General features: G+C 60.0%; 12 protein-coding genes. 9 read left to right on the top strand and 3 right to left on the bottom strand.

Features of this window, described 5'->3' with window-relative positions:
- Nucleotides 1–17 precede the first annotated feature (17 nt).
- From CKV89_RS08675 to secG, 9 genes are all read left to right on the top strand, one after another.
- Nucleotides 18–458 carry a Rieske (2Fe-2S) protein gene (locus CKV89_RS08675; RefSeq protein ID WP_051277088.1) on the top strand — a complete coding sequence of 147 codons (441 nt, stop codon included), beginning with the start codon at nucleotides 18–20 and terminating at the stop codon, nucleotides 456–458.
- The gene (uvrC, locus tag CKV89_RS08670; protein ID WP_028326331.1) at nucleotides 455–2,560 is read left to right on the top strand and encodes an excinuclease ABC subunit UvrC; all 2,106 of its coding nucleotides are present in this window, start codon (nucleotides 455–457) and stop codon (nucleotides 2,558–2,560) included. Before CKV89_RS08675 ends, uvrC begins: the two co-directional genes overlap by 4 nt.
- A gap of 184 nt (nucleotides 2,561–2,744) precedes the next feature.
- The gene (rapZ, locus tag CKV89_RS08665) at nucleotides 2,745–3,644 is read left to right on the top strand and encodes an RNase adapter RapZ (RefSeq protein ID WP_028326330.1); all 900 of its coding nucleotides are present in this window, start codon (nucleotides 2,745–2,747) and stop codon (nucleotides 3,642–3,644) included.
- A 2-nt stretch (nucleotides 3,645–3,646) separates the two neighbouring features.
- Complete coding sequence (locus CKV89_RS08660) at nucleotides 3,647–4,585, top strand: gluconeogenesis factor YvcK family protein (protein ID WP_084440921.1); 939 nt, start codon at nucleotides 3,647–3,649, stop codon at nucleotides 4,583–4,585.
- Nucleotides 4,586–4,669: 84 nt separating this feature from the next.
- Entirely contained in the window at nucleotides 4,670–5,650 is a 981-nt protein-coding gene (gene whiA, locus CKV89_RS08655; protein WP_028326328.1) for a DNA-binding protein WhiA, read from the top strand.
- A gap of 364 nt (nucleotides 5,651–6,014) precedes the next feature.
- On the top strand, nucleotides 6,015–7,019 hold the full coding sequence (gene gap / locus CKV89_RS08650) for a type I glyceraldehyde-3-phosphate dehydrogenase (protein WP_028326327.1): 1,005 nt from the start codon (nucleotides 6,015–6,017) through the stop codon (nucleotides 7,017–7,019).
- Between the two features lie 229 nt (nucleotides 7,020–7,248).
- Entirely contained in the window at nucleotides 7,249–8,457 is a 1,209-nt protein-coding gene (locus CKV89_RS08645; RefSeq protein ID WP_028326326.1) for a phosphoglycerate kinase, read from the top strand.
- A gap of 118 nt (nucleotides 8,458–8,575) precedes the next feature.
- Nucleotides 8,576–9,364, top strand: coding sequence for a triose-phosphate isomerase (gene tpiA, locus CKV89_RS08640; protein ID WP_028326325.1), 789 nt, complete (start codon nucleotides 8,576–8,578; stop codon nucleotides 9,362–9,364).
- Between the two features lie 156 nt (nucleotides 9,365–9,520).
- Nucleotides 9,521–9,766 carry a preprotein translocase subunit SecG gene (gene secG / locus CKV89_RS08635; RefSeq protein WP_028326324.1) on the top strand — a complete coding sequence of 82 codons (246 nt, stop codon included), beginning with the start codon at nucleotides 9,521–9,523 and terminating at the stop codon, nucleotides 9,764–9,766.
- 77 nt (nucleotides 9,767–9,843) lie between these two features.
- Here secG and CKV89_RS08630 read toward each other — a convergent pair whose 3' ends face one another.
- Genes CKV89_RS08630 through tal form a run of 3 tightly spaced genes read right to left on the bottom strand, consistent with a single transcriptional unit; the run spans nucleotide 9,844 to nucleotide 13,441 of the window.
- Nucleotides 9,844–10,791: a glucose-6-phosphate dehydrogenase assembly protein OpcA gene (locus CKV89_RS08630; protein WP_051277086.1), complete on the bottom strand. Its 948-nt coding sequence runs from the start codon at nucleotides 10,789–10,791 to the stop codon at nucleotides 9,844–9,846.
- The gene (gene zwf, locus CKV89_RS08625; RefSeq protein WP_028326323.1) at nucleotides 10,788–12,329 is read right to left on the bottom strand and encodes a glucose-6-phosphate dehydrogenase; all 1,542 of its coding nucleotides are present in this window, start codon (nucleotides 12,327–12,329) and stop codon (nucleotides 10,788–10,790) included. Before zwf ends, CKV89_RS08630 begins: the two co-directional genes overlap by 4 nt.
- Nucleotides 12,326–13,441, bottom strand: a complete 1,116-nt coding sequence (tal, locus tag CKV89_RS08620; protein ID WP_028326322.1) for a transaldolase — start codon at nucleotides 13,439–13,441, stop codon at nucleotides 12,326–12,328. Before tal ends, zwf begins: the two co-directional genes overlap by 4 nt.
- Nucleotide 13,442: the final 1 nt, after the last annotated feature.

Here is a 13,442-nt window from a genome sequence, read left to right as displayed (position 1 = left end):
AGCAGGAAGGAACCGACATGACCCTCGAACAACGCCAATCGGCAGAAAACCGCGACATGGACCGCCGTACCGTCTTGCGCGGCATCACTGGCCTGGGTGTTTCCGCCGCAACAATCACCATTCTCGCCGCGTGTGGTGCCAGCCAACCTGCCGCACCGAAAGTAGACCAAGCCGCAGTGATCGCTGCCGTTAAAAAAGCTGTTTCTGAAGGAAAAGTGCCCGTTGGTGGGGCAGCCTTCATCGAAGATCCCGCTCTTGTGGTAACTCAACCCAAAAAGGGCAGCTACATGGTGTTCTCGAGCGTCTGCACCCATGACGGGGGCATCATTGACCAAATGTCCGATGACGGAAAACTGGTCTGCCCCAAGCACGGTGCGCAATACGACCCGGCTACCGGACAGCCAGTCGCTGGCCCCGCGCCTGCAGCACTGCAGAAATTCGACGTACCGGTCGCGTGAGTGACCCATCCCACTACCGGCCCCGCCCTGGTGAAATCCCTACAGATCCGGGCGTTTACCGGTTTCGTGACCCCGAGGGCAGGGTCATTTATGTCGGCAAAGCAAAATCGCTGCGGCCTCGCCTGTCGAGTTACTTCCAAGACCTGACACAGCTGCACCCGCGCACTCGCACGATGGTGACAACAGCCAGCCGTGTCGAGTGGACGGTGGTATCCAATGAGGTCGAGGCGCTCCAGCTTGAATACTCGTGGATCAAAGAGTTCGATCCACGATTCAACGTCAAATACCGCGACGACAAGTCTTACCCCTATCTCGCGGTCACGATGGCTGAGAAGTTCCCGCGCGCCCTGGTCATGCGCGGGAACAAGAAAAAAGGCAACCGCTACTTCGGTCCGTACACCCACGCCTGGGCGATCCGAGAAACCCTCGATCTCCTCCTACGTGTGTTTCCAGTGCGTACCTGCAGCGCGGGGGTTTTTCGCCGGGCCGAAGCATCAGGGCGGCCATGCCTATTCGGGTACATCGACAAATGCGCAGCCCCGTGCGTTGGGCGAGTCAACGAAGAGTCACATCGTCAGCTGGCCGAAGACCTGTGTGACTTCCTCGAAGGAAACTCGGACAAGTTCGTCACCCGGCTAGAGAAAAAAATGCGTGCCGCGGCCGCCGATCTTGACTTCGAACAGGCAGCCCGCCTGCGAGACCATGTCGCCGCACTCAAAACAGCACTAGCGAAAACCGCTGTGGTGTTGGGGGACGCGACAGATGCTGACGTATTCGGCCTAGCAGGCGATGACCTAGAAGTGTCAGTCCAGGTGTTCCATGTTCGAGGTGGTCGAATCAAAGGGCAACGCGGCTGGGTTGCCGAACGGCAAGACGAAGACGATGGCCGGATCGTGGAGCACCTACTCCAACGCATCTACGGCGGTGAAGCTGGAGAAGTAATCCCCCACGAAGTATTGGTCCCCGCACTTCCTGCTGACGATGAAGTACTCCGCGCCTGGATGGGGGAGCAGCGCGGCGCCAACGTGGCTTTGCGTATCCCCCAACGTGGCGATAAAAAAGCTCTCCTGGACACGGTGACGCGCAACGCCGAGCAGGCCTTAGCCCGGCACAAACTCACCCGCGCAGGTGACCTCACTAACCGCAGTCGTGCATTACAGGAACTGCAGGATGCCATCGGTCTGGACGAAGCTCCGCTGCGCATCGAGTGCTACGACATCTCCCACATCCAAGGGACGAACGTGGTGGGCTCGATGGTCGTTTTTGAAGACGGTCTTCCACGCAAGTCGGAATACCGACGATTCGTTATTCGTGGCACAGGACGAAACCCAGCCCCTGTGGATTCCAACGCTTCTGGACCCACTCCCGTGGCGGGGGTGGACCCTGAAGCGGGTAACGATGACACCGCTGCGATGCGAGAGGTTCTGCAACGGCGTTTCACCCGCCGCGAGCGGGAACGTGCCGCACGATCCCCATCTATCGACGAACAAGCATTGACACCTACCGCTTCGGCGGCAGACGCCGTGAACCTTGACGCACAAGATGACCTCACACTTGACCGGTGCGGTAGGCCGATAGCAGGAGCTGGGGCAGCTGCTTGCGCCTCGGCCCCAACAAAGTTCGCCTACAGTCCTCAGCTTGTAGTGGTCGATGGGGGACTTCCTCAGGTGCGGGCCGCGCAAGAAACCCTTGATGAAATCGGCGTTGATGATGTGGTCGTTGTCGGCCTAGCGAAACGACTGGAAGAGATCTGGCTACCCGATGATGAATTCCCGATCGTGTTGCCGCGCACGAGCGAAGGGCTGTTTCTGCTGCAGCGCTTGCGTGATGAAGCGCACCGATTCGCAATCACCTTCCATCGGCAACGGCGCAGCACAGCGATGACGCGTAGCGCCCTGGACGGCATCCCCGGCTTGGGGGAAAGTAAGCGTAAGGCGCTTCTGTCGCATTTCGGTTCGGTGAAACGCATACGTGAAGCAACCCCTGAAGAGCTGACAGCGGTGAAAGGAATTGGACCCAAGCTGGCAGAGGTGATCGTCGCCGCGCTTGCAGCGAACACACCGGATCCCAGCATCAATATCGTGACCGGCGAAGTTTCCTGAAGTAGACCCCAGAACAGTCCTCACCGCGAGCAGTGGTGTGTGTCAAGGTTGAAGGGGGAGTGCATCATTGCTGGAAATGATGCTGATGCTGCCGATTCATGAGTGAGGGGGGCATACGGCGGTGTCGAGGGAAAATGGCAGTGCGTCAAGAATGGGGGAGATCATGAGTTCTGAACCAACATTTATGGGGGAGGGACGCCCACCGGGAGAGAACACCATCGATGAGGGCATGCCGTTTGTCATTTTGACCGGTATGAGCGGAGCTGGCCGTAGTACCGCGGCCCGGAGCATGGAAGATCTCGGCTGGTACGTGGTGGATAACCTCCCACCGGAGATGCTTTCTGAGCTGGGGCGTCTTATGGCTCGCCCATCGAGCACGGTGCGCCGGCTCGCAGTTGTTGCCGACGTGCGGTCGATGGAGTTTTTTGATGCGTTGTTCTCGGCACTGATGCGGCTGCGCGAGGCAGGCATCAACCCCCGGATCATTTTCTTTGACGCTGATGATGAGTCGTTGGTGAGGCGTTTTGAGAGTGTGCGTCGTCCACACCCATTGCAGGGGGAGGGGCGGCTGCTTGACGGTATCCAGGCGGAGCGGGCTCGACTGGCGGATTTGCGGTCGGTATCAGATCTAGTGGTGGATACCTCTGGTTTGAATGTGCATCAGTTGTCGGCCAAGGTGCGCTCAATGGTTGCCGCGGCTACACAGGTGCGGCTGCGTATGGCAGTGGTGTCTTTTGGGTTCAAGTACGGGGTTCCGTTGGATGCGGACGTGGTATTTGATATGCGGTTTTTGCCCAATCCGTTCTGGATTCCGGAGTTGCGTCCGTTCAATGGGCTTGATGCGCCGGTGTCGGAATATGTGCTGTCTCGTCCGGGGGCGGTGGAGTTCTTAGAGCGGTTGGACAGCGTGTTGCAGGTCATGATTGAGGGGTATTTGTCTGAAGGGCGCCGGTATGTCACTGTCGCCATTGGCTGTACGGGCGGTAAGCACCGTTCAGTGGCGGTGGCTCAGGCGTTGAGTGACCGTATCGGGACTGCGGAGGTGTCTGTGATGACGTTCCATCGCGATCTGGGGCGCGAGTGAGCATTGGGGATCCACGCGTTGTGGCGTTGGGGGGTGGTCATGGTTTGGCTGCATCGTTGGGGGCATTGCGCCATGTGACTGATGAGATCACGGCAGTGGTGACGGTTGCTGATGATGGCGGCTCCAGCGGTCGATTGCGGCGTGAGTATGAAGTGTTGCCGCCTGGTGATCTGCGGATGGCGGTGGCAGCGTTGTGTGATGACACCGCGGAGGGGCGTCGGTGGCGTCAAGTGTTGCAGCACCGTTATGGGGCTGGTGGTCCGTTAGAGGGCCACGCGGCGGGGAATTTGCTGATTCTGACGTTGTGGGATCTGTTGGATGACCCGGTTGCGGGGTTGGATGCGTTGGTGCGTCTGGTGGATGCCCGTGGGCGGGTTTTGCCAATGGCTGGGGTGCCGTTGGTGATTGAGGCTGATGTGACTGATTTGGTGCCTGAAGATCCGCAGGCGTCGGTGTTGCTGCGGGGTCAGGTGTCTGTGGCGAAGACGAATGGCCAGGTGGCGTCGGTGCGTCTTGATCCGGCGGATCCTCCGGCGTGCCCGGAGGCGTTGGATGCGATTGATCAGGCAGATTGGGTGATTCTTGGGCCTGGTTCGTGGTTTACGTCGGTGATGCCGCACATGTTGGTGCCGCAGTTGCGGGCTGCGCTGTGTCAAACCTCGGCTAAACGTGTGTTGACGTTGAATTTGTCGCCGGGCACGGATGAGACGAGTGGGTATACGGCTGCGCGGCATATTGAGTCGCTGGCGGCCTATGCGCCGGGGTTCCGGGTGGATGCGGTGTTGGCGGATCCGGCTGCGGTTGATGATGAGGAAGCGTTGCGGGACGCGGCTGCTGAGCTTGGCGCCACGGTGGTGTTGACGCGGTTGGCCTCCAATGAGTCTGCTGAGGTGCATGACACGTTGCGGTTGGCTGCGGCGTATCGGGATTTGTTTGCCTGAGTTGGGTTTCGTTGGGGTCTTGCGTGTTTGGGGTGCTTCTGCGCGCTCTAAGGGGTGCTTGACCCGGGTGGCAGGATTGTCGACATGGCGATGACCGCGAAGGTGAAAGACGAGTTGAGTCGGCTGAGCGTGACTAAGCCGTGCTGCCGAAAGGCAGAGGTGAGTGCTTTGTTGAGGTTCACAGGGGGGTTACATCTCGTCTCGGGTCAGGTGGTGATTGAGGCTGAGGTGGATACGGCAGCTAGTGCCCGGCGGCTGCATGCGGTGTTGGGTGAGTTGTATGGGGTGCAGTCGCGATTCATGGTGGTTGCTGCCGGTGGTTTGCATCGTTCTACGCGGTATGTGGTGCAGGTGCATGAAGGTGGCGCGGCGGTTGCGCGGCAGACAGGGTTGATTGATATGCGGGGCCGCCCGGTGCGGGGATTGCCGCCGCGGGTGGTGAATGGGTCGACGTGTGATGCGGAAGCTGCTTGGCGTGGCGCGTTTTTGGCGCATGGGTCGTTGACGGAGCCGGGGCGGTCGAGTTCGCTGGAGATCACCAGTCCGGGGCCAGAGGTTGCGTTGGCGATGGTGGGTGCGGCCCGCCGGCTGGGTATCGCGGTTAAGGCTCGTGAGGTGCGTGGTGTGGATCGGGTGGTGATTCGTGATGGTGACGCTATTGGGGCGATGCTGACGCGGATGGGTGCTCATGATGCTGTCTTGGCGTGGGAAGAGCGTCGGGTGCGTCGGGAGGTTCGGGCTACAGCGAACCGGTTGGCTAATTTTGATGACGCGAATTTGCGCAGATCTGCACGGGCGGCGGTGGCTGCGGGGGCGCGGGTGCGTCGTGCGTTGGAAATTTTGGGTGATGACGTCCCGGATCATCTGAAGGCTGCTGGGGAGCTGCGGTTGGCGCATAAGCAGGCGAGTTTGGAGGAACTGGGTGGTTTGGCTCAGCCTCCGATGACCAAAGATGCTGTCGCTGGCCGTATTCGGCGATTGTTGGCGATGGCGGATAAGAGGGCCGCGTCGTTGGGGATACCGAATACCGAGTCTGCTTTGAATGAGGAGACAGTTGATTCCTGATCGGGAATCTCATCTGATTTTGCAGCTCAGACGCAAATTGTTGCGAAAAGGAGAGAGACGAAAGTCTCTATCTCGTAGGTAAGGATTTTGGGCGGCGTGCTCATGGCATAGGCTCGGAGTGTCGCACGCAGGTGTGCGACTCGAACGGAATCTCCCATCGAGTGTGCGTGCGACGGGCCATATGGCTTGCTCTACGCATATTTCGGTGAATCTCACTGCTCTATAAGGAACAGTGGGGAGATATACGCGTTGAACACTGTGAGGGGTACGCCGGAAGGCTTTCTCACAGTGGTCGCCCGTTTCGGGTCCACGCTGATGACGTGCCCGCACCGTTCATAGACAACGCTTCCAGGAAGGTTCACCTGTGACTGTTCGCGTAGGTATCAACGGATTCGGCCGTATTGGCCGCAACTTCTTCCGTGCTGTCGCCGCATCTGGCGCCGATGTCGAGATCGTTGCGGTCAACGACCTCACCGACAACAAGACTCTCGCCCACCTGCTCAAGTACGACTCGATCCTGGGGCGTTTCCCGCAGGACGTCACCTACGACGAGTCCTCGATCACCGTTGGTGGTAAGACCATCAAGGTTTTCGAAGAGCGCGACCCGGCCAACCTGGACTGGGCTTCTGTTGGCGCGGACATCGTGATCGAGTCCACGGGTCGTTTCACCAAGGCTGAGGACGCTAAGAAGCACCTCACCGGTGGTACAAAGAAGGTCATCATCTCCGCTCCGGCGAAGAACGAAGACATCACCATCGTCATGGGTGTCAACGACGGTGACTACGACGCCGCCAAGCACACGATCATCTCGAACGCTTCGTGCACGACGAACTGCCTGGCCCCGATGGCCAAGGTCCTCAACGAGGCCGTAGGTATCGAGAAGGGTCTGATGACGACGGTGCACGCATACACCGCCGACCAGAACCTGCAGGACGGCCCGCACAGCGACCTGCGTCGTTCCCGCGCTGCAGCCCTGAACATTGTCCCGACCAAGACGGGTGCCGCTTCTGCTGTGGCGCTGGTTCTGCCGGAGCTGAAGGGCAAGTTCGACGGCTACGCTCTGCGTGTTCCCACGCCGACGGGTTCGGCCACCGACCTCACCTTCGAAGCTGGCAAGGAAACCACGGTTGAGGAGATCAATGCTGCGGTCAAGGCCGCCGCGGAGGGCCCGCTGAAGGGCATCCTGTCCTACACCGAGGACCCAATCGTGTCCAAGGACATTGAGACCGACCCGCACTCCTGCATCTTCGACGCTGGTTTGACCAAGGTCATCGGCAACCAGGTGAAGGTTGTCGGCTGGTACGACAACGAGTGGGGTTACTCCAACCGCCTCGTGGACCTGACCACGCTGGTCGGCAAGTCGCTCTGACGTCGATCTCATCGATGTGGCGTGGCACGGAGTGGCTGATCACGTCATCGTCTCCGTCGCTTCGCATTGACTTCGCGCGTGCGCCGGGTGGCCGGAATCCCGGTCGCCCGGCGCACGCGTTGTTGTCTGGGCTCGTTCCGGTGTGGATGCGGGCTCGATCTACCTGAACTTTGCATCGCCTGGCTCGTGGTGTTGTCCATGTGGTCGGGCTCTGAAGGAGTGAATGCGTATGAAGACCACCGAGGAGCTCATTAACTCGGGTGTGAGCGGTAAGCGCGTGCTGGTTCGTAGCGACTTGAACGTGCCGCTGGATGAATCCCGCAACATCACCGATGACGGTCGTGTGCGGGCCTCGATCCCCACGATTAAGGCGCTGGCTGATGCGGGCGCGCGGGTCATCGTGGTGGCTCACTTGGGGCGTCCGAAGGGCACGCCGGAGGAAAAGTACTCGCTTAAGCCAGTAGTGGGGCGTTTGAGTGAGCTGCTTGGTTTGGATGTCGCGTTCGCTGAGGACACGGTGGGTGAGTCTGCTGCCAGCGTTGTTGCTGGATTGCAGGATGGCCAGGTCGCACTGTTGGAGAACCTGCGTTTCAACGCTGGTGAGACAAGCAAGGACGAGGCTGAGCGAGGAGCGTTCGCCGACAAGCTTGCCGCGTTGGCTGACGCATATGTTTCTGATGGCTTCGGTGTGGTGCACCGTAAGCAGGCCTCGGTGTATGACATTGCGACGCGACTTCCTGCTTACGCCGGTGGGTTGGTGCGTTCTGAGGTTGAGGTGCTTAAGCGTTTGACCGAGGAGCCTGCGCGTCCGTACGCGGTGGTGTTGGGGGGCGCGAAGGTTGCCGACAAGCTGGCTGTTATCGAGAACCTGATGAAGACCGCCGACCGTCTAATCATCGGTGGCGGTATGGCGTACACGTTCCAGGCTGCCCGTGGTTTCGAGGTGGGCAAGAGCCTGCTCGACCCGGAGAAGATCGAGGCGTGCAAGGGCTTCATTGAGGCTGCCGAGGCCAACGGTGTCGAGCTGGTGTTGCCGGTGGACACGCGGATCGCTCCGGAGTTCGGTGAGGACGGTCCGATTTCGGTGGTTTCCTCTGAGGAGATCCCTGCTGATCAGATGGGTCTTGACATTGGTCCTGAGACGGAGAAGTTGTTTGCTTCCAAGCTCGAGGACTGCAAAACCATTTTCTGGAATGGTCCGATGGGTGCCTTCGAGATGGGATCGTTCGCTGGCGGCACTAAAGCCGTTGCGGCTGCGCTTGTTGAGACGACCAAGAGTGGCGCGTTGACGGTTGTCGGTGGCGGTGACTCGGCTGCTGCTGTGCGGAGCCTGGGCTTCTCTGACAACGACTTCGGGCACATCTCTACCGGTGGTGGCGCCAGCCTCGAGTACCTCGAAGGTAAGGCGCTGCCTGGTATCGAGATTCTTTCTAAGTAAGTAGTTCTCTCTTTTTGTGGTGGCCCCGCTTGGCGGCCACCACAAAAAGACGCCCGGTTTCCTGGGCAGCAGTACCCCCCTTTTTTTCGTTGTAACAGAGTCGTGTTCGAGGAGAGAGATGAGCAACCGTACGCCCCTGATGGCGGGCAACTGGAAGATGAACCTGGACCACCAGCAGGGCGCCCACTTGGTGCAGAAACTTGACTGGGCGTTGAAGGACGCCAAGCACGACTTTGAGGCGGTAGAGGTCGCAGTTGTGCCGCCTTTCACCGATATCCGCACAGTCCAGACCCTCGTTGAGGGCGACAACATGAAGCTCGCTTATGGCGCGCAGGACATCTCTGAGCACGATGGTGGCGCCTACACCGGTGAAATCTCAGGTGACATGCTCAAGGCGCTGGGATGCACGTACGTTCTGGTTGGGCACAGCGAGCGTCGCGAATACCACCACGAGAGTGACGAGCTGCTGAACCGTAAGGTCAAGGCGGCCTACCGTCACGGCCTTACGCCTATTTTGTGCTGTGGTGAGGCCCTTGAGGTTCGTAAAGAGAACCGTCAGGTCGAGCATGTTCTGGGCCAGATTGAAGCGGACCTGGCCGGTATTCCGGTGGAGCAGGTTAAGAGCATCGTTATTGCTTACGAACCCATTTGGGCTATTGGCACTGGCGAGGTTGCGACACCGGCTGATGCGCAGGAGGTGTGCGCAGCGATCCGCGGCAAGCTCGCGGAGCTGTACGACCAGCAGACCGCTGAAGCCGTGCGTGTTTTGTACGGCGGTTCGGTTAAGGCCGGTAACGTCGTGGAGATCATGGCTCAGCCTGATGTTGATGGCGCGCTTGTTGGTGGCGCTTCGTTGAAGGCAGAGGACTTCACACCGATTTGCACCTACCAGCAGGCTGGAAACTGAGTCTGAACTGTTTGAGGTGAAGTGTTTCTGAGCGGCCACGTCGCTGCAGGCGTAGGTTGTGCTGCGTCTGCAGCGACGTGATCGCCTACACTCATGAGTGGATTGGGCACCGCCGTGCCCGCTGTACCGTCAAGCTTGGCAGGTCAGGAGTACCGCATGGACATTCTCTCGATCGTTCTCAAGGTTGTGCTGGTCATCACGAGTTTGTTCCTCACCGTTCTGATCCTCATGCACAAGGGGCAGGGTGGCGGCGTCTCCGAGATGTTCGGTGGTGCCATGCACGCAACTGTGGGTGGCTCGTCGGTGGCCGAACGTAACCTCAACCGCTACACGATTCTTATTGCGTTGGTGTGGCTGGCATCGATCGTTGGGCTTGGGCTTATTACACGTTTCGCCGGTTAGGTGTTTTCCGCCCAGCTGTAACAAATAGGGGTGGGGCCCTCCCTTGAAGGTTGGGCCTCACCCCTATTTTGCTGCTGTTAGGCCGGGGGGTTGGTGTGTTGCCGTGGGGTGATAGTGACTTCGGGTAGGCCGAGTCGGAGTGCTTCGGCGTAGGGTTCGTCGGCGTCGAGTCGGGAGAGTTCGTCGGCGAGGCTTTCGTCATCGTTGCGCCGCGGTAGGGAGATGCAGCGTTCGGGTTCACCGGGGTGGGTGATGTATCCGGTGATGCCGTCGGGGCGGATGAGTTGGGTGGTTCCGGAGGGGCGTTCGAGGGTTACTCCGTAGATTCCTTCTTGATCCGTGGTGGTCAGTAGCTGCACGGGTACTTGGAGTCGTATTTGGAGCCACGCGGCGAGCAGGTGCGCAGAGGCTGAGTCGGGGTTTCCGGTGACTGTTGCTGCTGTGACGTTTTCGTGTGGTGGCTGTTCCAGCAGGGAGGCGAGTACTCCGCGCCACCTGGTGGTGCGGGTCCAGGCAAGGTCAGTGTCGCCGGGCTGGTAGTGCTCGGCGCGGCGATGCATGGAGCTGATGGATTCTTTTTGTGCTTGAGCGTCGGTGATGCGCCGTTGCGCCAGGACACCGATCGGGTCGGCAGCGACGTTGTGGGGTGCGGTGCGGGGCCACCAGGCCACGATGGGGGAGTCGGCTAGCAGGAGGGGAAGCACGACGGCTGAGCCGTGTCGGGTGAGTTCGCCGCAAAGCTTCAGAACAACGATTTCGCTTGCTCCGGCGTCTCCGCCGATGCGCACTTGGGCATCGACTTTGTTTGTGCTGTTTGGGTTTCCTGAAACCACCACGATGATGCGGCTGGGGTGTTGGCGGGTGGCGTTTTGGGCTTCGTGGAGTACGGGTTCGAGTGTTTCTTCTTCGGTGATGACCACGAGGGTCATGACCCGCCCTAACGCCATGGCGCCGTTGTTTTCGCGTACGGAGATGATGCGTTTAGCGACGGCGGGGATGGAGGTGTCGGGTAGTTCGATGATCATGGCATCCTCCACTGGCGGCCGTCGCGTTCGAGTAGCTCATGTGCGCTCTTGGGGCCCCACGCCCCGGGGGTGTATTGCTCTGGCCGGGTGGCGTTGTTTTCCCAGTGTGCGGTGATGGGGTCGAGGATTTTCCAGGAGAGCTCGACTTCTTCGTGGCGAGGGAATAGGGGCGGGTCGCCGATAAGGGCGTCGAGGATGAGGCGTTCGTATGCTTCAGGGCTGGATTCGGTGAAGGCACGCCCGTATCCGAAGTCCATGGTGACGTCGCGGACTTCCATTTGGTCTCCGGGTACCTTGGCTCCGAAGCGCAAGGTGATGCCTTCGTCGGGTTGGACACGGATAACGATGGCGTTGGCGCCGAGTTCTCCGGTAGCGGTTTGGTCGAAGGGCAGGTGGGGTGCTTTGCGGAAGACGACTGCGACTTCGGTGACGCGTTTGGCGAGGCGTTTTCCGGTGCGCAGGTAGAAGGGCACACCAGCCCAGCGACGGGTGGCGACTTCAAGTTTGACGGCAGCGAATGTTTCGGTGTGTGAAGAGGGGTTGACGCCTTCTTCGTCGAGGTATGCCGGGACTTGTTCGGAGCCTTGCCACCCGGCTGTGTATTGGCCTCTTGCGGTGCATTCTTCGATGGGGCCGGGGATGATGACGCTGGCTAGGGCTTTTTCTTTTTCGGTGCGTAGGTGGTCGGCGTCGAATGCGAGGGGCTCTTCCATGGCGGTTAGGGCCAGTAGTTGGAGGAGGTGGTTTTGGATGACGTCGCGGGCGGCGCCGATGCCGTCGTAGTAGCCAGCTCGTCCACCGATGCCGATGTCTTCGGCCATGGTGATTTGGACGTGGTCGACGTAGTGGGCGTTCCAGATGGGTTCAAACATCTGGTTCGCGAATCGCAGCGCCAGGATGTTTTGGACGGTTTCTTTGCCGAGGTAGTGGTCGATGCGGAAGATCGAGTCTGGTGGGAAGACGTCAGAGATGACGCGGTCGAGTTCGCGTGCGGATTCGAGGTCGTGGCCGAAAGGTTTTTCGATGACAACGCGGCGCCAGCCGTCGCTGTCGTCGGCGAGGCCGGTTTTGTGTAGGAGTCCGCAGACTTTTGCGAATGCGTTGGGTGGGATGGATAGGTAGAAGGCGTGGTTGCCGCCGGTGCCTCGTTCGGCATCGGCAGCAACCACGACATCACTGAGTCGGTGGAAGGATTCTTCGTCGTCGAAGGCTCCGGTGACGAACCGGAAGCCGCCGAGGAGTTGGTCCCAGGTTTCCGACCGGAAGGGAGTGCGCGAGTGGGCCTGCACTGACTCCTTCACGAATTGGGCGAATTGGTTGTCGTCCCAGTCGCGGCGGCCAAATCCGATCAGGCTGAATCCGGCGGGCAGGAGTCCGCGGTTGGCCAGGTCGTAGATGGCTGGTAGGAGTTTTTTGCGGGATAGGTCTCCGGTGACTCCGAACATGACTAGGCTGCAGGGCCCAGCGATGCGGGGAAGTCGTTTATCTCGAGGGTCGCGGAGGGGATTCCCCGCTGCAGGCTCTCGCGCTGAACTCACTTGCTCTTGGCCTCCAGTTCACTGGTGAGGGAGTCCAGGAGTTCGGTCCAGGACTTCTCGAATTTTTCGACGCCTTCCTTTTCGAGCTTGGTGACGACCTCGTCGTAGGAGATTCCGAGGGCGGCGAGCTTGTCGAGGATGGCTTGGGAGTCTTCGTAGCTGCCAGCGATGGCGTTGGCGCGGACCTTGCCGTGGTCGGCGACAGCTTCGAGGGTTTTGCCGGGCATGGTGTTGACCGTGTGTGGTGCAGCGAGGTCGACCACGTACATGGTGTCGTCGTATTCGGGATTTTTCACACCGGTGGATGCCCACAGGGCGCGTTGTTTGTTTGCGCCTGCTGCTTCGAGAACGTCCCAGCGGCTGGTGGCGAAGGCTTCTTCGAAAACTTGGTATGCCAGGCGTGCGTTGGCGATTGCTGCTTTTCCGCGCAGAGCGAGTGCTTCGTCGGTGCCGATCTTTTCGAGTCGGGGGTCGATTTCGGTGTCGACGCGGCTGACGAAGAAGGATGCTACGGAGTGGATCTTGCTGATGTCTTTGCCTGCCTCTTTGGCTTTCTCGATGCCTTCGATGAAGGCTGCCAGGACTCCGCGGTACTGGTCGAGAGAGAAGATGAGGGTGACGTTGACGGAGATCCCTTCGGCCAGGACGGCTGTGATGGCCGGTAGGCCCGCTGTGGTGGCCGGGATTTTGATCATCACGTTTTCGCGGTCGACGGTGGCGTAGAGCTTTTTGGCCATGTCGACGGTGGCGTCGGTTTCGTGGGCCAGGCGCGGGTCGACCTCGATGGAGACGCGTCCGTCTTTGCCGCCGGTGGCGTCGTAGATGGGTTTGAGGACGTCGCAGGCGTTACGGACGTCGTCGGTGGTGATGGCGAAGACGGCGTCATCAACGGGGGTGTTGGCGGCGGCCAGCTGTGCTACCTGGTCGGCGTAGGCTTCGCCGTTGGATAGTGCGGTGGCGAAGATTGTGGGGTTGGTGGTGACGCCTACTACGCCGGATTCGTCGATGAGTTTTTGTAGGTCTCCGCTGGAGATGAGGGTGCGGGAGAGGTCATCGAGCCAGACGGAGACGCCAGCGTCGGCGAGGGCTTTGACGTTGCTGTTGATGGTCATG

Origin of the sequence: Dermatophilus congolensis, from assembly GCF_900187045.1 — a bacterium.
Lineage (GTDB): Bacteria > Actinomycetota > Actinomycetes > Actinomycetales > Dermatophilaceae > Dermatophilus > Dermatophilus congolensis.
This window is presented reverse-complemented; position numbering and strand designations above follow the sequence as displayed.

Bases quoted from the DNA above. Each gene is read 5' to 3' on its own strand.
- whiA (WP_028326328.1), top strand. From the start codon at position 4,670: ATGGCGATGACCGCGAAGGTGAAAGACGAGTTGAGTCGGCTGAGCGTG.
- tal (WP_028326322.1), bottom strand. From the start codon at position 13,441: ATGACCATCAACAGCAACGTCAAAGCCCTCGCCGACGCTGGCGTCTCC.
- CKV89_RS08675 (WP_051277088.1), top strand. From the start codon at position 18: ATGACCCTCGAACAACGCCAATCGGCAGAAAACCGCGACATGGACCGC.
- rapZ (WP_028326330.1), top strand. From the start codon at position 2,745: ATGGGGGAGGGACGCCCACCGGGAGAGAACACCATCGATGAGGGCATG.
- CKV89_RS08645 (WP_028326326.1), top strand. From the start codon at position 7,249: ATGAAGACCACCGAGGAGCTCATTAACTCGGGTGTGAGCGGTAAGCGC.
- secG (WP_028326324.1), top strand. From the start codon at position 9,521: ATGGACATTCTCTCGATCGTTCTCAAGGTTGTGCTGGTCATCACGAGT.
- CKV89_RS08630 (WP_051277086.1), bottom strand. From the start codon at position 10,791: ATGATCATCGAACTACCCGACACCTCCATCCCCGCCGTCGCTAAACGC.
- tpiA (WP_028326325.1), top strand. From the start codon at position 8,576: ATGAGCAACCGTACGCCCCTGATGGCGGGCAACTGGAAGATGAACCTG.